The sequence below is a fragment of the Roseateles sp. AC306 genome, assembly GCF_979253795.1.
Genome location: NZ_CEEDEB010000003.1, coordinates 71,715 through 93,536 on the forward strand (window position 1 = coordinate 71,715; position 21,822 = coordinate 93,536).

Here is a 21,822-nt window from a genome sequence, read left to right on the forward strand (position 1 = left end):
CAAAAGCTGAACAACTCAGCGAGCCGGCGGCAACCAGTGGAGTTCGCCATCGCCCATCACGGCGACTTCGGCGCGGTCCCGGGCCAGTTCGCTGCGACGCAACGTCACCGACCCCGTCAACCCACCAAACGCCGGCAGCACCAGCGCATGCGGGTAGCGCACGAAGCAGGGCCGCCGCAAGCGGTCGCCCGAGCGGCTTCTCATGGCGATGGCTGGATGCCAGTGGCCGGCGAGCGTGAAGCCCGGCGTGCCGGGTGGCGGCGGTTCGTGGGCTGCAGTCAGCGGGCCTAACGGCAAAATTCCGCTGACCGCCTGCAGCGGCAGGCCCGGCGGATGAATGCGCCGGTCGTGGTTGCCGAGCACGAGCACGGTCGGGATGCGCTCGGCAAATGCGGCGACGGCGTCCAGCAACAGCGGCGTCAAGCCTTCGGCGCCGTGCCAGAAATCCCCAAGGACCACGAGCCGCGCCGCGTCATGGGCCTGGACGAGGTCGTGCAGCCTCGCCAGCGTCCGCGCGCTGCTACCGGCAGGCACGGCCTGGCCCTGCGCCCGAAAGGCCGCGCCCTTGCCCAGATGCAGATCGGCCACGAACACAGTCTGCCCGGCGGGCCACCAAACGGCGCCATCGGCCAGCAGCCACAGCACCTCGCCAGCGGCGTCCACCCGCAGGCTCATCGCCGCCTCCTGCGCGTGCGCGGCCCGGCCTTCTCGGGCGCCTTGCCAAACGCGAGCCGCGAGCCGACGTCCTCGACAGCTTTCCCTCCCGCCGCCGCTTCCAGCTCGGCCAGCATGCGCCCAAGGCGTTGCGCCAGCGACTCCGTCGACGCCCGCTCCCGCAGCCGCTCCACCAGCAGCGGAAACGCCAGCGGCGTCGGCCGCGCCAGATGGCGCACGTCCAGCTGCTGCGCGGCCATGCGGGCGAGCATGCGGCCCAGCGCGTCTACGTCCAGCTCCGCCGACAGCAGCTCGGCCTCGGCCTGGCGCAGCAGCCGGTTCTCGGGGTCGTGCTGGCGGAACACGTCGAAGTACAGCGACGCCGACGCCTGCAACTGCCGCTGGCTGCGCGCCTCACCCGGGTGGCTCTGGAAGATCAGCCCGGCGATGCGCGCGATCTGCCGGAAGCGCCGCCGCGCCATCTCCGTCGCGTTCAAGCTGGCGAGCACCTCGTCGCGCAGCGTCTCACGGTCCACCGGCACCAGCAGCGCGGGCAGTTGTGCGGCCCAGTCGATCTGGGTGGCGCTGAGCAGTTCCAGCCCGTAGTCGTTGATGGCCATCGTGAACGTGGCCGGCGTGTCGCGCCCCACGCGCCAGGCGAGCAGCGACGCCAGCCCCAGGTGCACGACGCGGCCGGCAAACGGATAGAGAAAGAGGTGGTGGCCGTCCGCCGAGGTCATCACCTCGGCCAGCAGCCGCTGCGGCCCCGGCAGCGCCGACCACTCGACCTGCAGCTTCAGCAGCGGCGCGACGAAGCGCATCTCGCGGTCGGTGTAGCGGCCCTGCGCGGCCTCGTCGAAGCGTTCCAGCATCGCGTCGGACAGCGTGTCCGAGATCGGGAACTGCCCGCCATCCCAGCGCGGCAACTGCGCCTTGCCCGGCTTGGCGATGCGCACGTAGGCCGTCAGCCCCTCGACACGCACCAGCTCCAGTGCGCGCCCGCCAAGCAGGAAGACATCGCCCGTGCGCAGCCGCGAGATGAAGCTTTCCTCCACCGTCGCGATGCGGCCACCGCTGAGGAACTGCACGTTCACCGACGCGTCCGACACGATGGTGCCGATGTTGCTGCGGTGCCGCCGCGCCAGCCGCACATCGGGCACGCGCCAGACGCCTTCTTCGTCCGGCACGACGCGCTGGAAGTCCGGGTAGGCGCGCAGCGTCTCGCCGCCATGCCGCACGAAGGCCAGCGCCCAGGCCCAGGCCTCGTCGCTCAGGCCCCGGTAGCTCGGCGCGCTGCGCACCTCGGGCAGCAGATCCTCCGGCCGAAAGCCACCGCCCAGCGCGATGCTGACGAGGTGCTGCACCAGCACGTCCAGCGGCGCATCGGGCGGGCGGCGCGGCTCGATGCGGCCGGCCTGCACGGCGGCGCGCAAGGCCGAGGCCTCGACGATCTCCAGGCTGTGCGTCGGCACCATCGTCACGCGGGAGCGCCGGCCCGGCGCATGGCCGCTGCGGCCGGCGCGCTGCAGCAGCCGCGCCACGCCCTTGGCCGAGCCGATCTGCAGCACCTGGTCCACGGGCAGGAAGTCCACGCCCAGGTCCAGGCTCGCGGTGCAAACGACGCATTTGAGCTGACCCGCCTTCATCGCCGCCTCCACCCAGCGGCGCATGTCCGCGTCCACCGAGCCGTGGTGCAGCGCGATCAGCCCGGCCCAGTCCGGCCGCGCCTCCAGCAGGGCCTGGAACCAGCGCTCGCACTGCGACCTCGTGTTGGTGAACACCAGCGAGTTGGCGGCAGCCTCGACCTGCTCGATGACCGCCGGCAGCATCGCCAGGCCCATGTGGCCGGCCCAGGCGAAGCGCTCGATGCGCTCGGGCAGCAGCGTGTCGATGAGGATCTTCTTGTCCTGCGCGCCACGCACCAGCACCGCGTCAGGCGCCAGGGTGTCGCAGGCTTCTTCGAGATTCGCCAGCGTGGCGGACAGGCCCCAGGTCATCAGCGCCGGGTTCCAGCGGCGCAGCCTGGCGAGGGCGAGTTGCAGTTGCACGCCGCGCTTGGTGCCGAGCAGCTCGTGCCATTCGTCCACGACGACGAGGCGCACCCGCTTGAGCACGTCCGGCGCGTCGGCGCGGGACAGCATCAGGCTCAGCGACTCCGGCGTCGTCACCAGGCCTGTCGGCCAGCGGCGTTGCTGCGAAGCGCGCTCGCCGGTCGAGGTGTCACCGGTGCGTGCCGCCAGCGTCCACTTCGGCGCGAGGGCGCTGGCGGCGTCCTTCAAGGCCAGCAGCGTGTCGTGGCTGAGTGCGCGCATCGGCGTGACCCACAGCACGGTCAGCGGCGCCTCGGCATCGCCCAAGGCCTGCAGCGCGCCCAGCCAGACGGCCAGCGTCTTGCCCGAGCCGGTGGTCGCGTGCAGCAGCCCCGAACGGCCGGCGGCCATCTCTTTCCAGACATTGCGCTGAAAGGGGAAGGCCCTCCAGCCGCGCCCGGCCAGCCACTCAGTCGTCGGCGACTTCGACGCCATTCGGTGCCATCTCCATCAACGCACGCAAGCTGTCCAGTGTGTCCGCCTCATGCAGCGGCTTGTCGTCGCGAATCCTCAGCATGCGCGGGAAGCGCACGGCGATGCCGCTCTTGTGACGCGTGCTCGCCTGGATGCCCTCGAACCCAAGTTCAAACACCAGGCTGGGCCGCACGCGCCGCACCGGGCCGAACTTTTCCACCGTGGTCTTGCGGATCACCCGGTCGACGCCCTTGATCTCCTCGTCGGTCAGCCCTGAATAGGCCTTGGCGAACGGCACCAGCGTCAGGTCGCCGCCCGGCGCATCGAGCGCCGCCTCCGCCTCCGCGGCGTCGCGCGGCGCGCGGTTCCACACGGCAAAGCTGTAGTCGGTGTAGAGGTTGGCGCGGCGCCCGTGGCCGGCCTGCGCGTAGATCAGCACCGCGTCCACACTCAGCGGTGCCACCTTCCACTTCCACCAGGCGCTGCCGGTACGGCCAATGCCATAGGCCGACTCGCGGTGCTTGAGCATCAGGCCTTCCACGCGGCGCTCGCGCGATTGCATTCGAGCAGCGGCGAGGCCGGCCCAGTCCTGCGCATCCAGCAACGGCGACGTCGCAATGCCGAGTTGCTCCAGCCGGGCACGGCGGATGTGCATGGGCTCCTGGCGACGGTCCTCGCCTTCGCTCTCCAGCAGGTCGTAGGCCAGCAGCCGCACGGGCGCTTCGGCAAGGATGGCCTTGGACAGCTTGGTGCGGCCGATGCGCTTTTGCAGCAGCGCGAACGGCGCCGGCTCGGCCTCGCCCGGCAGCCAGGCCAGCAGTTCGCCATCGACCACCGTGCCATCTGGCCACACGCTCGCCGCCGCTTCAACTTCGGGGAATCGCTCCGTCACCAGCTCCTCGCCGCGCGACCAGATCCACACCTGTCCGTCGCGCTTGACGACCTGTGCGCGGATGCCGTCGTACTTCCATTCCGCCAGCCAGCCGTGGCGCTCCCCCAGCGACGCCGCCGGTTCGCCCGGCAGGGCGTGCGCCAGGAAGAAGGGGTAGGGCCGGCCACCGCGCGCGCCACTCACATCGTCGGTCAGCAATGCCTGGAAGCGCTCGACTGTCGGCGGCGTGTCGATCTGGGTGTAGCCCATCATGCGTTGCGCCACGCCGGCCGCATCGCGCCCCGACCATTCGGCCAGCGCCCGCTGCACCAGCAGCTTGCTGACGCCGACCCGGAACCCGCCGCCGACGAGCTTGACGAACATGAAGCGCTCGTCGGCCGACAGCCCCCGCCACGCCGTCAGCACAGCCTCGCGCCGCGCCGCAGCGTCCAGCGCGCGCAGCGGCAGGATGCGCTGCTCCATCCAGTCGGCCAGCGGCTCGTCGAGCTTGTCCTCGGGGTCGGGCAGCACATAGGCAATCGCCTCGGCCAGGTCGCCGGTCGCCGCGTAGCCGGCCTCGAAGAGCCATTCGGGCAGGGCAGCGGCCTCGCAGGCGAGAGCGCGCAGCTCGCTCGTTGGCACCGCGCGGCGCGGCGTGCCGCCGGCCAGCAGATAGACGGCCCAGGCCGCGTCACGCGCAGGCGCATCGGCCAGGTAGCGCTTCAGCGCGGCCACTTTGGCCAGTGTCGATGTGCTCGCGTCGATGGCCAGGTACAGCGCGACGAAACGCTTCATGCCTCTGCCTCCACGCCTGCGCCATGGGTCTCGTCGCCATATTCGGTTGCGAAGGCCTCGGCCTGAAGCCCCAGCTCGCTCAGATAGCGCACCAACGCGCCTTCGTCGCCATGCGTGACGATGACGCGCTGCGCGCCCGTGGCAGAGATGGCCGACAGCAGGCCTGGCCAGTCCGCGTGATCGCTGAACACGAAGCCGCGGTCCACGCTGCGCCGCCGCCGCGCACCGCGCAGCCGCATCCAGCCGCTGGCGAAGGCGTCGCTGTGTGGCCCCAGGGCCTTGGCCCAGCGGCTGTCTTGCACGGCCGGCGGCGCGATGACGAGGGCGCCGCGCAGCGACTTGAAGTTCGTCTCCGGCGTCACCGTGTCCACTTCGGCCAACGCGATGCCGGCTTCGCGGTAGGCGGTGTTCAATCGCGCCACGGCGCCATGCACGAGCACCGGCCCCGGCGCATCGGCCGTCGCCAGCCCGGCGATCAGCCGCTGCGCCTTGCCGAGGCTGTAGCCCATCAGCAGCGCGTGCTTGCCCTGGGCGGCGCAGTCGGTCCACCACGCGCGCATCTCGCCGAGAACTTCTGTCTGCGGCGCCCACCGATATATGGGCAGGCCGAAGGTGCTCTCCGTGACGAACACGTCGCAGCGCACCGGCTCGAACGGCGCGCAGGTCGTGTTGCAGTCACCCGCACCGCTGACGAAGTAGTCACCGGCGACCACCCAGACTTCGCCCTCATGCTCGATGCGCACCTGCGCCGAGCCCAGCACATGGCCGGCGGGATGCAGGCTCAGGCTCACATCGCCGATGCGCCGCACTTCGCCATAGGCCAGGCCTTCCAGCGCCGCTTCGTCGCCCAGCCGCGCCCGCATCAGCCCAAGGGCGTCGCGGTGTGCCAGATAGGCACCGTGGCCGGGCCGGCAGTGGTCGGCATGTGCGTGCGTGATGACGGCGCGTTCCACCGGCAACCAGGGGTCGATGTAGAAATCACCGGGCTCGCAATAAAGCCCCTGCGGGCGCCGCGTCACCAGATCTGTCATGGGGCCGAGTGTGCCCAAGCCGGCAGCAGCCCGGCTCGTGTTTGGACCGCGTCAGGATTGCCGCCGACAGCCGCGTGCGTTCTATGCCTACGCGGGCCGCACGGCGTATTTGCGCGCAGCCGTAATTCGCGTGTATACTGCTAGCTTCAGTCGCGGGGTGGAGCAGTCTGGTAGCTCGTTGGGCTCATAACCCAAAGGTCGTAGGTTCAAATCCTGCCCCCGCAACCAAGAAATTTCCAGCTAGATCAACGATTTAGCTGCCAAATCAAAGCCACCCACTAGGGTGGCTTTTTGCTTTGTGCCCATCCTGTGCCCAATTGGTGCCCGTGCTGTGCCCAGCCGTTCTGGGCGCCGCAGAAAAATGACCTTCGGGCTTTGTGCCCGGGCGCCGACGGTTTCGGAGCTCGACTCTCGCGCCCTACGGGTATCGCACGCATGGCAAGTGGTGTCCGAAGTACCCAATCAGGACAGTCACGCCCTGAGCAGCGTGAACGGCGCGGAAGTACATGCGCGCGCCAGCACCGCCAGTTAGCTTGGTGTGGAAACTCCAGCGTTCCTGTCCAAAGCCCTCCGGCGACGGGAAGTCGCGCATTGGACCGAACCTGCTGTGTGACAAGGTTTGGTCCGACTCCGGGCTGTAGGTGATCCCCTGTGGCTGATACGGCATCCCCGCAGCCCATGCCTCTGCAGCGGAATTCAAGGCTCGCAAGTGCCTTACGAGTTGTTGGAAAACAGGTTCCGCACCTGACAGCGCAGCAAATGCCTCAGCTGCCCTCGGGCCGATACGCACGCGGGGGAATGCCTCTAAAGCTCTGTTGAGCAAAACCTCGCCGCTGGATATGGATGCATCCACCAAGCCATGGAGGCGGTTGGCGTCTGCCGCTACCTCATCACCGCACGAGTAGGTAAACACCGAGGCCTGCGTGACGGTGATCGGATCCGTACTCGCATCCAGGATCTGCACCTCAACATGGCGGCCAACCGGCACAGTGACGCTCGAAAGCAATGCCACCGGACGGCCTTCTAGGGCGCCAATGCCCAGCCCATATACAAGATTGCCGTTCGCCTGCGTTTCCAGGATTCGGTTTCCCTCCGCGCGCGCCATGAGGCCGTCAGGCCCGTCGATGAACGGCTGTCGCGCGAGACGGGATGCCACGAGAAGCCCGGCGTCACGATTCAGGCCGCGGTCAAAGCACCAGCTGCGGAGGCCTCGACCCTGAGAAATGTCGCGGTCAGCAGCGTCGGACACTGAACGAAGTACGCGAGGTAGGCCAAGACGATCGAACTCCTTGAGCACGGTCGAGAGGGCAGTGATTCGGACCGCGGGCTCCCTCTCGGGGCAACGCACCAGGCTGGTTTCGTCCAGTACAGGCTCCATGAGACTGGCCATTCACAGCAACGCAGAGAGCGCTTGGTCGAACTGATCGAAGAATCCCTCGGGCCAAGTATCGAGCCTGCCATCTGCATCTATTTTTGGAGACAAGCGCTTCGAAGCACCGTCCGAGTCGCGCGAGAAGAAGTGGATCTCAACCTCACTTGGTGCAACGGAAGTACGGCCCTTCACGGCGAGACGAACGCCGTTCAGCACATGGTCGGAGTGCGTCTCGACAAGAACTTGCACGCCGCAGCTCGCCACAAGAGCAAGAAGCTCACCGATATCCTGCTGTGCCCTGGGGTGCAGATGGACCTCTGGGTTCTCCACGATCACGATGTCACCTGGCCTCGCGGCCAGCAACTCGACCAGGACCGGGAACAGCTGAGTCAGGCCGAAGCCAACGTTCTGTGGCCGCTGGAAGTCCGATTTGGCGTTCGACCGGAGGCGCAGACTGACGGCGCTGGCCCCTTCGATCGGCAGCACTTGCAGGTCGCAGCCCGGAAAGAACTGCCTCATGCGTGCTCGCACTTGATGAAACAGAGTTGGTGGCTCTCCCTCGACCAACAGGCGGGCGGTCAGTGGGTCAGACTCTCGCCAGTACATCAGGCCTGCCGCCAGCTCGCCACGCATACCTACTTGACGATGATGCTGCGCATCCAATAGCGGAAGCAGTTCTCGCGGGCCTGTTCGCTCCGCAGAAAGCCAACTGATGCACTTCAGATGCGCGACGATGGCGCAGCCGCCGGCCTCCACTTCGGGCAACAGCCAGCGGACCGGCCCCGAAACATCAAGAGCGACGTCGTTGACTTCGACCGCTGAGAGATCCAGTGCCATTGCGCGCCGGTCTTGAGCACTGAACGTCCAGACAACCTTTCGGTCGCCCGCAGATGCACCAAGGCCAAGCTGGCGCCGGCCAGTGGTTTGGTTGATGACGTCCGAAGCACCGCCAAGGGTCAGACTCGGGCCATTGAGCAACAGTGACTTCGACCATTCGCGCTCGTCAAGTGTTTGCGCAAGCAGAACAAGGGACTGGATGACCGAAGACTTCCCCCCGCCGTTGATGCCAGATAGCACCGTGAGCTTGCCAAGAGGCAGGTCCAGGGTCTCAAAGCACTTGAAGCTTGTGAGGTGTAGCGTGTCAAGCATCGAACACCTCCTGGAACATTTCCCTGCCGATGCGGAACCTCGCTCGGACTTCCTTCGGGCTGTTGGGACCGTATGTGATGGCCTTGGTGAAGACCGGATCGTCCATTCGGGCATAGAAGGCTTGGCGTAGCAAATCCGCTTTCGCTGTAACCTGTTCCTCCTCGAGACGGCACATCTCGTACATCATCACGTCGAAGAGCGATGCGTTAAGGATGCTGCGTGCCTGCCCGGTCTGGCGGTGTTTTCTGAATGAGTGCCGCTTGAACACTAAATAGTTGTTGGAGAGACCGCGCCTGAACCTCCGGCTGAGCCCGTCGAGCTCGTCTTCTGGCAGCTTCATTAGCCGAACTAATCCACGAGCCAGCCAGTCGTCCATGTCACCTTTGTAGGTGTCGAACGGCAGTAGGTTGAATGAACAAAATCGGTTCACGAACTCGCGATCCTGCATCTTCTTGATGTTCAAGCTGCCACCGGTTGCATCTCTGAACAAGTCAGACTCCGCCTCGGCTTTCAGGAACTTCGTCGCAACCCCGTTGTAAATCGCATTCCGCATCTGCTGGCGCGTCAGCACCTCGCCACCATTGACACGCTCGAAGATGTCAAGCCGAGCTCGTTCTGGGACTGTGCGGTCTATGATGTAGAAATGCAGTTGGCAGTCCTCAACTCGGTTCTGCAGCCGAGGCTCCAGGTCGAGGAAACGCTTCTTGTGGAGTTCTGGTCTCTCCGGCAGTTCCAAAGCCAGATCGCCGTTCAGGAAACGCTCAAGGGTTGTCAAACGTTGCCTGCCGTCCACGACGATGAGTAGCCCCTCGTCGTCCTCCGCAACGTAAAAGACAGGGAGTGGGATCCGCATGAGAATGGACTCAACCAGCCGACTCTGCTTGTCCTTCTCCCATACGAAGTCTCGCTGGAAGTCAGGGTCGAGCCGGAAGCGTCCGGCCGTAAGCCTCCGCACCACATCTACCGCCGCTCGGCGCTCTTCCCGAATCGCAAGCTCGTCGAGAGGGTAGTCCTCCCAGCCGCCCGGCTTGGAGTCTTCATAGCCTTCCAGGGGTTCGGACGGCGGCTCAGGTGTCGCAGTTGATTCAGTCATGCTTGGTCTCGTTGCTTTGTAACTGGGGCCGGCTTCCTCAAGCGCCGCACGTAGCGCTCTTTGGGTGTTGCGGCTCGATTGCTTATTTCACCAACTCCATCAGCTTGCCAAAGCTATCCACCACGTCGTACTTGACGGCCTCGGGGGCGAATCGCTGGTTGATGTCGTCGAAAAACTTACGGGCGCACTTGATCTTGGTTCTTTCGATCTCGCGCAGCTCCATGCTGGACATCGAGCCCTTGGTCTCGGCCACGAAGTAGACGTGTTTCACCGCGCCTTCCTTAAATGAAATGGCCCAGTCGGGGTTGTAGTCACCCACCGGCGTGGGGATCAGAAAGCCGCGCGGGAGCTTTGCGTAGACCACGACCTCGCTGCTGGTGTCCAGCTCTTTCACGAAATCGCGTTCGACGTTGGAGTCTGTCAGCACGTAGTCGTAGATGTGGCGTTGCAGCTTGTCCCCAGACTTGCTGAAGTCCTGCTTGGTCAGGCCCGCCGTGAAGATGTCGAGGTCGAATTTGTCCTCAACCGAGTCATAGGCCAAGTGCTCAATGATGACCGTGGCCTTCTGCTCGTTTATCAAGCGGACGGCCTCAGCGATGAAGCTCTCGGGGTTGGTCTTGAACTGGGCGAAGACCGCGACGTTCATGCCCTTCAGGATTTCAGCAATCGTGCGGCGGGTGAGCTGCGTGCCTTCGGCCAGCTTGCCGATCAGGTCGTACTTGACGGCCGAGTGCACTGACAGCAGGTTGACCTCGGTTTCCGTGGCCTTGAGCTTGAACGCTTCGCCCGACTTCATCCCGTCGTAGGTTGCAACCTCGGCCTGCTCGCCGTGCTGGATCGTGTACTGCAACGGCGTGACGCGAAGGCCCGCGTCCTTGTCGTTCAGCACGGTCATGGCTTTCTGGACCAGCTCAGTCTCTTCAAAGCTGACGCTGTACGCCGCCTTGCGGTTGATGCGGTTCCAGAGGGCCTTGAACTCCTGCTTGTCGAAGTTGGCGTTGAGCGGATTCTTCTTGGGGCGCCTGTCGTCGCCGATCTCGGGGAGCTGCGCCTCGCTAAAGACACCATCTACAAGTTTGAAGACTTGCTCGCCGAGTGGGATTAGCTCGTCGGGCAAAGCCGTCAGGGTTCCGTTCTTCTTGTCCTGATGGTACTTCTCAGTGACGTTGCGCTTCTTGTCAACGTAACCGTTCTGGATCAAGTAGAACTCAATGTCAATCGCCTGGTCGTCGGTGACCGTGATCGGGCCGGCCGAGGTGGTCACGATCTTGCCAGCGAAGTAGGCCTTGTCGGCCACTTTCGGGCGGGCAGACAGCGATTCGCTGATGTCCTTCTGCAGCGCCGCGACGAAGTCCTTGTAGCTCTCGCTGGCTACCACGGTGAGCACGTTCACGTCGTGGACGATGGACGGGTGGTCCATGCGGTCGCCGAGCTTGTTCACTGATAGGCGCAGTCCGCGGCCGACCTCTTGGCGGCGAGTGACCTCGTTGTTGTAGTCGGGATGCTTCAGGAAGCAGATTACGAAGACATTCGGGTTGTCCCATCCTTCGCGCAGTGCCGAGTGCGAGAAGATGAAACGAACAGGCTCCTCAAGGCTGAGCAACTGCTCCTTCTTTTTCAGGATCAGGTCGTAGGCATCGACGTCGTCAGACAGCCCCTTGTTCTCGCCCGTCTTTGCAACGCTCGGATCAACGTCGCGCTTGGTCTTCTTGTCGATGGAGAAGTAGCCGCTGTGCGTCTTCTCGGCGGGGATACCTTTGAGGTACTTGACGTAAGGCGTCTCGTCCAGGTCCAGCATCTCGTTGAGGTACAGGTTGTATTCCTCTTCGAAGATGTGCGCGTACTCGCCTTTCTCGTCAGGCTGCGAGTAGTCGCGGTACTTGGCCACCTCGTCGATGAAGTACAGCGTCAGCACCTTTACGCCCTGCTGGAACAGGCCTTGCTCCTTGTCGAAGTGTGCCTTGATCGCCTCGCGAATCTGGATGCGGCGCAGCGCAGCCTCGGTCACGTCGCCAGTGGCATCTCCCACCGTCAACTGCAGCCCGTTCGTGAAGCTCAGGGTGTCGGTGTTGGCATTGATATCCGACACCACGAAGCCGTCGCGGTACTGATCCAGCCCGTTCGAAAAGCCGTCTGAAAAGAGGTTGTCGCCCTTGGACAGCTTCCTGACCACGCGCTTGATGTTGCCGCCTGCCAGCTTTTGCTCGAACTCGACGCGGGCCTCGGGCGGCTTCTTACTCGAAATCTCGATGGATTGCAGGTACAGGTAGCCGGCGGCGCCGGCCAGGCCCTTCACCGCGATGCCGCGCACGGCAATCTTTTTCACTAGCTTCTGGTTGTAGGCGTCTAGCGCATCCAGGCGGTGAATCTTGTTGTGCGTCGTCCTGTGCGTGGCCGAGTAGCGCAGCACCATCAAGGCCTTGAACTCCTCCAGGGACTTCAAGGTCTGCGCGCCTTCCATTTTCTGCGGCTCGTCCAAGATCAGGATGGGCCGGTTCGCGCTGATGACATCAATCGGACGGCGAGACTGGAAGTCGTCCAACACCTCGTAGATGCGGCGGTTGTCGGCGCCACGCGCGGCAAAGGCCTGCACGTTGATGACCATGACGTTGATGCCCGCGTCCGACGAAAAGCTCTCCAGGTGGTGCAGCTGCTTGGAGTTGTAGATGAAGGAGCGAGCCTTCCTCTGGTAGGTCTCCAGGAAGTGCTCGGCAGTGATCTCCAGCGACTTGGCCACGCCCTCACGGATGGCGATGCTGGGCACCACGATGATGAACTTGCTCCAGCCAAAACGGCGGTTCAGCTCGAAGATCGTCTTGATGTAGCAGTAGGTCTTGCCGGTGCCCGTTTCCATCTCGATATCGAGATGGACCTTGGAGATGGCCTTCGCGATGTCCTTGTACTGCTTCGTTGCAGGCACGCGCTCACGATTGCCATTGAGTGTGAAGAAGTCCTCCAACGTGCCCGACATAGGCAGGTTCTGGCCGCGTTGCACTTGCTGGATGTTTTCCAGCAGCTGCAGTTCGGTCAGCGCCAGATCTGCATTCTTAAAGCCGGAGTCGGAAAACAAGTCCTCCGTGCCCTTCTTGCTTTGGCCAGGGTCGATGCGATAGCTGATGGCCTCCGCTGACGCGGGCGGCTGGCTTTTGAAGCAGTCGACCACGGCATGCACCGCAGCAGACTGGTAGGCCTGGGTCTTGAACTTGAGTTTCATCGCCAGCCCTTCAAATGCACTTCACTTCGGTGGCAGGCGACAGCAGCTTGAAGATTTGCTCCACGTTGATCTTGACCGAGCTGTCTTTGAAGCCCGCGTCGCGGAACACGACGCGGAGCGGCTGCACCTTTGCCAGCTCTTTCACGAAGTCCTCATCGACGCCGCCGTGACCATCAAAGCAGGCAGCCAGTGCGTTGCCGTCCACCAGGAACACGTCCTTGCCTTGAATGGTCTGCTTGGCGATGGGCAGCGCCAGGTCAACGCCCCAATCGAGCATCACTTGAAACAGCAGGTCTTCAGGAGTTCGGTCGGGCTTGATGTTGTCTACGAACAGGTCTAGGTTCGTCTTTTCAAGCGCGTCGGGGGCGTAGTGAATGTCGGCCATGTTCGACGTGTCAATCTTGAGGACACGAAAACCAACGTCACGATTCCAGGTATGCGCACCTTCTTTGTTGAGAATTGACGCACCTGCCCGCCGGATGCGTTCCTTCGATATCTCCGAAATGAGAGGCTTCAGTCCGACCTGTATGCAAAACTGAAATGCTTCTTTTGCATCCTTGCTATCCTGCCCGATTTCCTCAGGAAATTGCACGCCAATGAACCGGCGATGGCTGCCGTCGCGTCGGCTGATTTCCATCGTTGCATGAGCCAAAGTGGAAGAGCCTGCAAAAAGATCTAGGCAGATATCTTTCGGCTGCGTCATAAACGATACAAGACGCTCCATCAAAAGAACCGGCTTGGGATTCGAGAAGACCTTCTTTCCTTCCGGGAAAAGGGTCTTCAGGTCGTATGCACCAGATCTCCCGTCAAGATCGAAAACGCTTGACATCTTGTCCTCGAACTCGAAGGCGTACACCTTTAATTCAATTAGCTTGCTTTCATCATCCCCAAACAAAATCTTCTGCTCATTGAGCAGGCGCTTCATGGTTTTCTCGGGAAACCGATAACCCATGAGCGGCTGTTTGCATGGCTTCATGGTTGTCGGGTGCATCACGTCATACCGATACCCTTCCTTGCCAGGGTTGTGGACGCTGCGGCTGCCGGCATAAACGCCTTGCCCGTCGATGAACTTGTAATCCGCCAAGGGGCCAAGCTGATCTTTATTTTCACGAAACCATTCGGAATACGCCGCCTGCAGTTGCTCGGCATCATCTGGATGCTTGGCAATGAGTTCATTGCCAACCTTGACGAGAACTTCCTTGACGTCTGAGACCGAACTCTTCCAGACCCCCTCTAAGTCTGTCTTGCTTCTTGCGAAGACGTGAATACTTTCGTGTTCGACAGCGATATTGCTCGGGTTGTTGTCAGTGGCGTTTTTCCAGATCAGTGTGCCGAGATAGTTAGCTTCGCCAAAGACCTCGTAGCACAGATGCAATACATTGGCGGATTCTGCGTCGTCAATAGAGATCGCAATGACTCCAGCCGGGGCCAGTAGATTTCGCGCTACGCGAAGGCGTTGATACATCATCCCCAGCCAGTCGGAGTGGAAGCGACCATTGGACTCGGTGTTGGCGACAAGTCTGTTGCCTTGCTCGTCTGTCTGATTACTTTGAGTCAGATATTCGAACGTATTCCCAATGAAGTCATCCCGGTAGACTAGGTTGTTCCCCTTCTTGCGGTTATACGGCGGATCCATGTAAATCAGCTTGACCTTGCCGAGATACGTCTCTTGCAGCAGCTTTAAAGCATCGAGGTTGTCGCCCTCAATGAATAGGTTTTTCGTGCCATCGAAGTCCACGCTCTCATTTCGGTAGGGTCGCAGTGTCTTAGCAATAGGCGCGTTGGACGCCAGCAGCGCCTCACGCTTGCCTGGCCAATTGAGGTGATACCGCTCTTGTGGTCCTTCAACAATCGACTCCGAAAGTTCTTGCCGGAGTTGGTCGAAATCCACCGCAAGTCGGACATGCCCTGCTTCGCTCTTAGCCTCCGTCACGCAGCCGGGAAACATTTGGCGCAAGCGGCTGATGTTGTCTTGAGTCAGATTTGGCGAGCGCATCTTTAGTTTTTCCATATTCTTTCCTCCGGTCGCTGTGTTCACGCTGCTTCAGCGGCTCAGCTGTTCAAGTTCAGCTCTAAGTTGGCGCAGGATGGAATTGATCTCCACCTTGCGATTGAATTGCTTTTCTTTGGCAAGACTGGCCTCGGTCTTTGCCACCTCTTTGGCCTTTGTCATCGCTGCTTCTGTCCGCGCAATCAAGTCGCGCAAAGGCTCTTGAGTTCTCGGGTCTATCGGCACCAGTCGGTGCAGCAACTGCTCATAGAGTCCAGCAAGGTCGAGGGCGAGCGGCAGCAGCGCACGCTCGGCGGTAGAGGGCATCCATCCTGACTCGAAGTACTCGGAGCAAACCCAGCTTGACGCCTCGGCTTCGCTGGGCCGCTTGTACGCAGCGACTACTTGTGTATTGGCCCCCGCTCCTTGGCCTTGAGTCAGTTCAAAGATGATAGGGAACTGCACTGCGACGTCGATGCACCGCAGCACGTCGCGGTGCAGCTCGGGCGTCTTCAGTTGAATTGCGAAGACTTGAATCTCCGGCACGCCGGGCTTGGCGGCCAAGTTGATCGTCTCTGGTGCCAGCTTGTAGCGCCAGACGATCTGCTCCACCTGCTCCACGAACAAGTCCTTCAAGCGGGTATTTGCGCCGCTGTGCTCGTATATCTTGTTCTTGGGCAGTACGCGGCCGAACTCCGCTTGCTTTGGGTAGGCGAATAAGGCGCTCATCCAGCCTCCTGGATCACCAGGAAGGTGATGAGTTCGAAGTCGTCCAGGCCGGAGATGGTGTTGGTCAGCGCCGTGGTCTTGCCGCCGGTGAAAAGGCTGTCCAGGTCTTTCCCTTCCTTCACATCGATCATCGAACGAATGGCCTTGCCCAGCAGGTCGGAGTACACCTGCATCTGTCGGCCTTCGGCCGTCTCTTCGTTGAAGAGCTGGGTCGCGAGCGGGATCGGTTTGTCTTGGCCCTTGCAGCAGGTGCGGGCTAAGTCCAGCAGGTGCTTGACCTCGGTGTAGTCGTGCACCACATGGCCAGCCCGGTCGATATAGACGAGGTAGTACGGGTGCAGCCGGTTGTGCTGGTTGACGTTCACGCGTGCATTGAGGTTGCGCAACGTGAAGATGACGCCAGGGTGTAAGCCCATGGCAGGCTTGGCGGGCACCACGGCGTGCATCCCTCTGGGCGCGTTGCTCAGCTCGCCATGTTCCTTGACGTAGTTGAGCAAGTCCATGCGGAAGTCGTTGAGGCCGAGATCGGTTATGGACACGCCGGTCTTCAAGTCTTCCAGCTCGATGACTTCCTCTTGCAGGCGGCGCAGCTGCTCCTTGCGGTACGACACGTCGTTGGCCTGGGCGGACAGCACGTTGTCATCGCCCGTTGCCGTCACGTCCGCAATCATCATGCGGCTCTCCACCCGGTCCTTGAGGTTGATGTACTCGTCCAGACTGATGTCAGGCCAGTAGTTGACAAGCTGGATGCTGCTGTTGGGCGAGCCGATACGGTCCACCCGGCCAAATCGCTGGATGATGCGGACGGGGTTCCAGTGGATGTCGTAGTTGATGACGTAGTCGCAGTCCTGAAGGTTTTGACCTTCTGATATGCAGTCCGTGCCGATGAGCAAGTCCAACTCGGCGGGCTCGCTCGGCAGCACCACGGCTTTTTCCTTGGAGCGCGGCGAAAACAGTGTCAGCAGCTCCTGGAAGTCGTAGCCCTTTTTCAGCGTGGACTTTGGAGCGCCCTTGCCAGTCACCTTGGCGGTGTGCAAGCCATGGGCTTCTTGCAGCACGGGAGCGAGGTTGGCGTAGAGGTAGTCGGCGGTGTCCGCAAAGGCGGTGAAGATCAGCACCTTCTTGTTGCCTGGGTTGATCGGGTTGGCGATCTTCTCCAGTAGGTGCGCCTTGAGGTGTTGGAGCTTGGCGTCGTCCACAGGCGTGATCTTGTTCATCGACGCCAGCAGGGTGTCGATCAGTTCAAGGTCACCCTTCAGGTCGTGCTCCCACGAGGGCAGGTCCATGTCGCCTAGGCTGATCTTGACCTTGCCGCCGATCTCGCTGGTCTCGTCATCGAGGATCGGCAGTTCGTCGTCTTCGCCTTCGAGGCTCGCCAGAATTTCGGTCAGGTCACCAACGCTGGCTGACATGCCCGACTGGTTGAAGGCGGCGATCTTCGTCAAGGTGCCCTGGTGATTGCGACGCAAGGCGTTCAGAGTCAGTCGGAACGACTCGACCGAACTCTCCAATCGCTTCAGCAGGTTCACGGTCATCAGGGCTTGAAGGCCTGACTCCCGGTCAGCTTGTTTGAAAGTCTGCTTGTTGGCGACCTTGGTGTCGTAGACGTCTTCGTACTTCTTGAGACGGCTAGGGAGGATGTAGCTGATCGGTGCGTACACCGCTAGCTTCAGCTGCGATAGTTGGGCAAAGATGTCATTGAAGCCCATCACGTCACCGCGCGTGGTCAGCGGGCAGTGATACGTAAGCGGTTTGCGGCGCTCAGGGAATTGACCGATGTCTTTCGTGTCGTAAAAGGTCTGGATGTGCTTGCGCGAGCGCGCGATGGTCACGCTGTCCAGCAGCTCGAAGAAGTCGAAGTCCAGGGAGTCAAGGATGGCGCGCGCGGTGCGTTCTTCTGGGGGAAGCTTGGCCCAGTTGTTGAATGCGGTCTGCGCGCCACGGAAGATTTCCTCGACGCTCTTGCCCGTCTTGAGCTTCTTGCTGAGGATTTCGGAGTCGCCCTCATAGGCCAGCGCCAGCTGATTGCGTAGGTCGGCAAAGCGGTTGTTGACCGGAGTGGCTGAGAGCATCAGTACCTTGGTCTTCACGCCTTCCTTGATGACCTTGTTCATCAGCTTCTGGTAGCGCGTCTCCTTGTCCTTGAAGGCGTCGTTGTTGCGGAAGTTGTGGGACTCGTCGATGACCACGAGGTCATAGTTGCCCCAGTTGATCCGGTTCAGCGGCGTGCCGAAGGATTCGCCGCTGGTGCGGCTGAGGTCGGTGTGGCAAAGGACGTCGTAGTTGAAACGGTCCTTGGCGAAAATATTGGTCTTGAGGTTGCGGTTGTAGTTGAGCCAGTTGTCAGCCAGCTTCTTGGGGCACAGCACCAGGACCGACTTGTTCCGCAGCTCGTAGTACTTGACCACGGCAAGCGCGGTGAAGGTCTTTCCCAGGCCCACGCTGTCGGCCAGGATGCAACCGCTGTAGGTTTCCAGCTTGTTGATGATGCCGGTGGCTGCATCTCGCTGGTAGTTGAAGAGCTTCTTCCAGATCAGTGTGTCCTGGTAGCCGGTGCGGTCGTTGGGGAGTACGTCTTCGTCGATCTCGTCCAGGAACTCGTTGAAGATGTTGTAGAGCATCAAGAAGTAGATGCTCTCCGGCGAGTTCTCTTGGTAGGCCGAGGAGATGTGTTCGCAAATCTGCGCGGTCACGTCCTCCAGCTTGTCGGGGTCGTTCCAGATCTGGTCGAACAGGCTGAGGTAGGTGGCGGCAAAGGCCGGCTCGTCCATCTTGTTGACGAGGTTGGACACCGCGTTGCCTTGCTGGTAGCCCAGGTCTACCGCCGTGAAGCCGTGGAGCGGCATGTAGGCGGTGTCCGTGCCGTTAGCCTGCACGCACGCGAAGGGCTGCATGGGTGCCTTGGTGCGGTTGCTCTTGAACCGGGCCTTGCGGCGCATCCAGTCGGCACATTCTTTGGCGATGGCGCGCTGGGTGAGCTTGTTGCGCAGCTGAATCTCGAATTCGCTGCCGTACAGGCTACGTTCGCGGTCGAGCTTGGGGATGTGGAATTCCTTGCGCTCTTTGCGAATCTTGTCGGTGACCTCGCTTGCCGTGAAGGTGGGCGAGGTGAAGATGAAGCTGAGTTCGTCGATCTTCTCCAGCTCGGCCTTCAAGGCCTCGAACGCGTACATCGAGAAGCACGACGCGGCGATCTTGAGCCGTGCCTTGGGCTTCAGCGTCGCCTTGAGGTCGTCACCCAGCAATCGGGTGATGTTGTCGATCAGTTCCATCAGGCCCCCTAGGTCTACAAGATTTGGTCTATCGAACTACGGGCTCGCGTTACCGGGGTGGGGGACGCGTTCCGCGTCTTGGAGCTCGAACAGTTCGCCGACGCCGATCCCGAACAGCCGGCACAGCCGGTCGATGGCGTCAAGGTCGACGCGAGATGCTGTCTCGTCATAGAGCAAGGTGATCGTGTTGCGGTGCAGCCCGGTCTCGCGGGCGACGTCCGCGATCTTCAGCTTGCGCTCCCCCATCAGTCGGGACAGGTGGCACTTGATCATGTCGTTCCCAATAAATAAAAGTCATCCAGAACGACAAAAAGCCTTGACAGTCGACTTTCTGAGGGGAAGAATGTCATTCAGGACGACAAAAGACCCAGTGGAATGGAAATTTGTCGCTGTCATTGTCACAGGCTTAGCAAGGAGCGCAAGGTGTCTGAAACTACCTACCTCACAACCGACGAGTTGTCGGCCCGCATCAAGTACGACGTACGAACCATCCGCGAAAGGCTGAAGGACAGCGTGCTGCTTGAAGGCACGCACTACGTCCGCCCGTTCGGAGGCCGAAAGATCCTTTTCGTCTGGGAGGCGATCGAGCGCGATATGCACGTCGCGGCAGGCGTTGATCGCATCGCGATCCCGATGGCCAACGGCGGGGTGATGCATGGGTAGCATCCGCGCCCGATCAGAGACGGGCCAGCTGTTCTTCGACTTCCGCTACCGGGGCCATCGCTGCCGGGAACAGACGACGCTGGCGGACACGCCAGCCAATCGAAAGCGGCTCGAAAAGGCGTTGGCCAAGATCGAGGCCGACATCGCAGCCGGCAAATTTGACTACGAAGGAACGTTCCCAAGCAGCAGAAACATCTCCGCTCTGGAGCCTAATCCCACCCCCGCGGCGGTGCCTGGTCTTGCTGTGCTGTCGGTTTGCGCTGACGCAACGCCAGCACCCGCAGCTGCCAGCCGCACCCCGTCATTCGAGGACTTCACCGCTATTTGGCTGTCAGAGCACCAAGTCGAATGGCGCCGCTCCCACATTCGGGTGCTCGACTCTACTCTGGACGGCCATCTGCTTCCAGAGTTCGGCAACCGGCCCGTGGCCAGCATCACCAAGGCCGATGTGCTCACCTTCCGCGCCAAGCTAGCCGACAAACCCGGGCGCACCGGCGCCAAGCTCAGCAACAAGCGCATCAACAATATCCTCGGCGTGCTGCGCCAGATCATGGCCGAGGCGGCGGACCGCTACGAGTTCATCTCGCCCTGCGCCAACGTCAAGGCGCTCAAGATCCGCAAGTCCGACGTTCAGCCGTTCACGCTGGACGAAGTGCAACGCATGCTGGCGGTGGTCCGTGCTGACTGGCGGGACTACTTCCTCGTGCGCTTCTTAACCGGCATGCGCACAGGGGAGGCTCATGGCCTCAAATGGAAGTACGTCGACTTCGACCGGCGGATCATCCTGATCCGCGAGACCTTCGTGCTTGGCGAGGACGAGTACACCAAAACCGACAGCTCGCAGCGCGACATCCAGATGTCGCAGCCCGTCTACGAAGCCCTAAAACGCCAGCAGGAAAGCACCGGCAAGCGTGACTACGTCTTCTGTAATCGTGAGGGGCTGCCCATCGACAACAAGAACTTCAGCGACCGGGTGTACTACCCGCTGCTGCGGCACCTGGGCCTGGAGCGCCGGCGGCCTTACCAGATGCGCCACACAGCCGCGACGCTATGGCTCGCATCTGGTGAAGCGCCTGAGTGGATTGCCCGTCAGCTGGGCCACGCCAACACGCAGATGCTGTTCCAGGTCTACAGCCGCTACGTGCCCAACCTGACGCGTCAAGACGGCTCAGCGATGGACCGACTACTCGCCAGCCGCTTCGCGACGGGCAATGCTTCCTCGCCCGCACGCGGCGACTCCGCCAACGACGACGGCGCCAAAGCCCAGCCGCCGCCCGTGACGCAGCGCCAAGCGGCCTGAGGCCCTGAGCCCCAACGGGCGCCAGGCCCACGGCTTGATCCCTCCGTGCTCCACCCGGTCTGACTTCATGAAGCGCCCGGGCCGGCGGAGCGCTGCCCCAACGCAGGCGCGGCTGGCCTTGCCCCGATGCGCTTGCTTCCCTACGACCTCCCGCTTTCACCCCGCATCAAGGAGAACGGTCATGCAACACAAATCCCATGTGATCAGCGCCGGCCATGCGCTGCTCCCCAAATCCCCTCCCACCTTCGCGCAAATGCTGGCCGACTCGGGCACCTGGACGCTCAGCATCATGACGAGCGCCATCTGCGACGCCGATCGCCAGCGCTTCCGCGTGGCCTTGACGGCCTTCGCCGCCGAGTGTGGCCTGCAGGCGCACTTCTCGTCCGGCACGACGTGCATCGCGCCGACAAACGCAACCATCACCGCTGAAGACCGCGGCGCCGTGATTGGCTGGCTGTGCTCGCGGCCTGAGGTGCATTTCGTCCACGTCCACCGGCGCCTGCCGCAGACCCGCTCCCTCGTCGTGGCCTGCGCGCCGAGCCGCGCGGCCGACCACGTACCGCCGGTCTGGGCTGATGACCAGCATGGCCCCGATGAAGACCTCTCACAGGAGACCGATGCCCATGCCACCCAACAGGAGGCCCAGCATGCCCGCTAACCAGCGCCGCACGCACCCGTCCACCGACCACACTGACGCATGCCAGACCCAACAAGCACAGGGCTTCTGGCTGGGCCTGCGTCTGCCGCCCGGCTTTCCCGAGCGCGACCAGGTCCAGATGCAGCGCAACCTGGAGGACCACCTAGCCGATCTGGGTTTGCGCATCGGAGGTGGCGCACAGCGGCACCTGTACATCGAAGCCGTTGATCTTGAATTGACGATCGCCGACCAAGTCGACCTGGCCGACTGGTGCCTGCTCGCCACGGCTGCGACGCAGATCTCGGTGACGAGCTTCACCGGCTCGCACGTCATGCGGCCCGTGACCGCCAAGGTGCTCCGCATCGACCGCTGGGACCTGGCGACCATGAGCGTCAGCCTGCTCTATCGCATGGGACGCATCCGCGCCGAGCAGTACGCCGAGATCCTCGGGGGATTTCTCGCCGATCCGAACGGGGAGCTGTTCGCATGAACGTGCTGGGCGGCCATTCGTCACTGGACGCGCAGTGAGGCGGGGCAAGAGATGAACG

The 21,822-nt window shown here is 62.3% G+C and carries 16 protein-coding genes and 1 tRNA gene; 5 read left to right on the top strand and 12 right to left on the bottom strand.

Annotation, left to right across the window (positions count from 1 at the left end):
• Nucleotides 1-15: 15 nt before the first annotated feature.
• The 4 genes from pdeM to AC0IZJ_RS08480 are packed head-to-tail and all read right to left on the bottom strand — an operon-like array spanning nucleotide 16 to nucleotide 5,855.
• On the bottom strand, nucleotides 16-675 hold the full coding sequence (gene pdeM, locus AC0IZJ_RS08465; protein WP_471848574.1) for a ligase-associated DNA damage response endonuclease PdeM: 660 nt from the start codon (nucleotides 673-675) through the stop codon (nucleotides 16-18).
• The gene (locus AC0IZJ_RS08470; protein WP_471848576.1) at nucleotides 672-3,179 is read right to left on the bottom strand and encodes a ligase-associated DNA damage response DEXH box helicase; all 2,508 of its coding nucleotides are present in this window, start codon (nucleotides 3,177-3,179) and stop codon (nucleotides 672-674) included. The genes pdeM and AC0IZJ_RS08470 overlap by 4 nt, the downstream gene beginning before the upstream one ends.
• Nucleotides 3,154-4,824 carry an ATP-dependent DNA ligase gene (locus AC0IZJ_RS08475; RefSeq protein WP_471848578.1) on the bottom strand — a complete coding sequence of 557 codons (1,671 nt, stop codon included), beginning with the start codon at nucleotides 4,822-4,824 and terminating at the stop codon, nucleotides 3,154-3,156. The genes AC0IZJ_RS08470 and AC0IZJ_RS08475 overlap by 26 nt, the downstream gene beginning before the upstream one ends.
• On the bottom strand, nucleotides 4,821-5,855 hold the full coding sequence (locus tag AC0IZJ_RS08480; RefSeq protein WP_471848580.1) for a ligase-associated DNA damage response exonuclease: 1,035 nt from the start codon (nucleotides 5,853-5,855) through the stop codon (nucleotides 4,821-4,823). The genes AC0IZJ_RS08475 and AC0IZJ_RS08480 overlap by 4 nt, the downstream gene beginning before the upstream one ends.
• A 151-nt stretch (nucleotides 5,856-6,006) precedes the next feature.
• On the opposite strand from AC0IZJ_RS08480, the gene AC0IZJ_RS08485 reads away from it, so the two are divergent.
• A tRNA-Met gene (locus tag AC0IZJ_RS08485) sits at nucleotides 6,007-6,083 on the top strand.
• A 190-nt stretch (nucleotides 6,084-6,273) separates the two neighbouring features.
• Here the strand turns inward: AC0IZJ_RS08485 and AC0IZJ_RS08490 are convergent.
• From AC0IZJ_RS08490 to AC0IZJ_RS08525, 8 genes are all read right to left on the bottom strand, one after another.
• Nucleotides 6,274-7,011 (bottom strand): hypothetical protein, encoded by a 738-nt coding sequence (locus AC0IZJ_RS08490; RefSeq protein ID WP_471848582.1) that lies wholly within the window; start codon nucleotides 7,009-7,011, stop codon nucleotides 6,274-6,276.
• A 234-nt stretch (nucleotides 7,012-7,245) separates the two neighbouring features.
• Nucleotides 7,246-8,376, bottom strand: a complete 1,131-nt coding sequence (locus AC0IZJ_RS08495) for an AAA family ATPase (protein ID WP_471848584.1) — start codon at nucleotides 8,374-8,376, stop codon at nucleotides 7,246-7,248.
• On the bottom strand, nucleotides 8,369-9,469 hold the full coding sequence (locus AC0IZJ_RS08500) for a DUF262 domain-containing protein (protein ID WP_471848586.1): 1,101 nt from the start codon (nucleotides 9,467-9,469) through the stop codon (nucleotides 8,369-8,371). Before AC0IZJ_RS08500 ends, AC0IZJ_RS08495 begins: the two co-directional genes overlap by 8 nt.
• An 82-nt stretch (nucleotides 9,470-9,551) precedes the next feature.
• Entirely contained in the window at nucleotides 9,552-12,683 is a 3,132-nt protein-coding gene (locus tag AC0IZJ_RS08505) for a type III restriction-modification system endonuclease (protein ID WP_471848588.1), read from the bottom strand.
• 10 nt (nucleotides 12,684-12,693) lie between these two features.
• On the bottom strand, nucleotides 12,694-14,694 hold the full coding sequence (locus AC0IZJ_RS08510; RefSeq protein WP_471848590.1) for a site-specific DNA-methyltransferase: 2,001 nt from the start codon (nucleotides 14,692-14,694) through the stop codon (nucleotides 12,694-12,696).
• Between the two features lie 33 nt (nucleotides 14,695-14,727).
• Nucleotides 14,728-15,402 (bottom strand): DUF4391 domain-containing protein, encoded by a 675-nt coding sequence (locus AC0IZJ_RS08515; RefSeq protein ID WP_471848592.1) that lies wholly within the window; start codon nucleotides 15,400-15,402, stop codon nucleotides 14,728-14,730.
• Nucleotides 15,399-18,674, bottom strand: coding sequence for a helicase-related protein (locus tag AC0IZJ_RS08520; RefSeq protein WP_471848594.1), 3,276 nt, complete (start codon nucleotides 18,672-18,674; stop codon nucleotides 15,399-15,401). Before AC0IZJ_RS08520 ends, AC0IZJ_RS08515 begins: the two co-directional genes overlap by 4 nt.
• Nucleotides 18,675-18,710: 36 nt before the next feature.
• Entirely contained in the window at nucleotides 18,711-18,947 is a 237-nt protein-coding gene (locus AC0IZJ_RS08525; protein WP_471848596.1) for a helix-turn-helix domain-containing protein, read from the bottom strand.
• Between the two features lie 102 nt (nucleotides 18,948-19,049).
• On the opposite strand from AC0IZJ_RS08525, the gene AC0IZJ_RS08530 reads away from it, so the two are divergent.
• The 4 genes from AC0IZJ_RS08530 to AC0IZJ_RS08545 all read left to right on the top strand — a co-directional run bounded on the left by AC0IZJ_RS08530 (nucleotide 19,050) and on the right by AC0IZJ_RS08545 (nucleotide 21,764).
• Complete coding sequence (locus tag AC0IZJ_RS08530; protein ID WP_471848598.1) at nucleotides 19,050-19,337, top strand: hypothetical protein; 288 nt, start codon at nucleotides 19,050-19,052, stop codon at nucleotides 19,335-19,337.
• Nucleotides 19,330-20,637 carry an Arm DNA-binding domain-containing protein gene (locus AC0IZJ_RS08535; protein ID WP_471848599.1) on the top strand — a complete coding sequence of 436 codons (1,308 nt, stop codon included), beginning with the start codon at nucleotides 19,330-19,332 and terminating at the stop codon, nucleotides 20,635-20,637. The genes AC0IZJ_RS08530 and AC0IZJ_RS08535 overlap by 8 nt, the downstream gene beginning before the upstream one ends.
• Nucleotides 20,638-20,818: 181 nt before the next feature.
• On the top strand, nucleotides 20,819-21,295 hold the full coding sequence (locus AC0IZJ_RS08540) for a hypothetical protein (protein ID WP_471848601.1): 477 nt from the start codon (nucleotides 20,819-20,821) through the stop codon (nucleotides 21,293-21,295).
• Nucleotides 21,285-21,764, top strand: a complete 480-nt coding sequence (locus tag AC0IZJ_RS08545) for a hypothetical protein (protein WP_471848603.1) — start codon at nucleotides 21,285-21,287, stop codon at nucleotides 21,762-21,764. The genes AC0IZJ_RS08540 and AC0IZJ_RS08545 overlap by 11 nt, the downstream gene beginning before the upstream one ends.
• Nucleotides 21,765-21,822 lie beyond the last annotated feature (58 nt).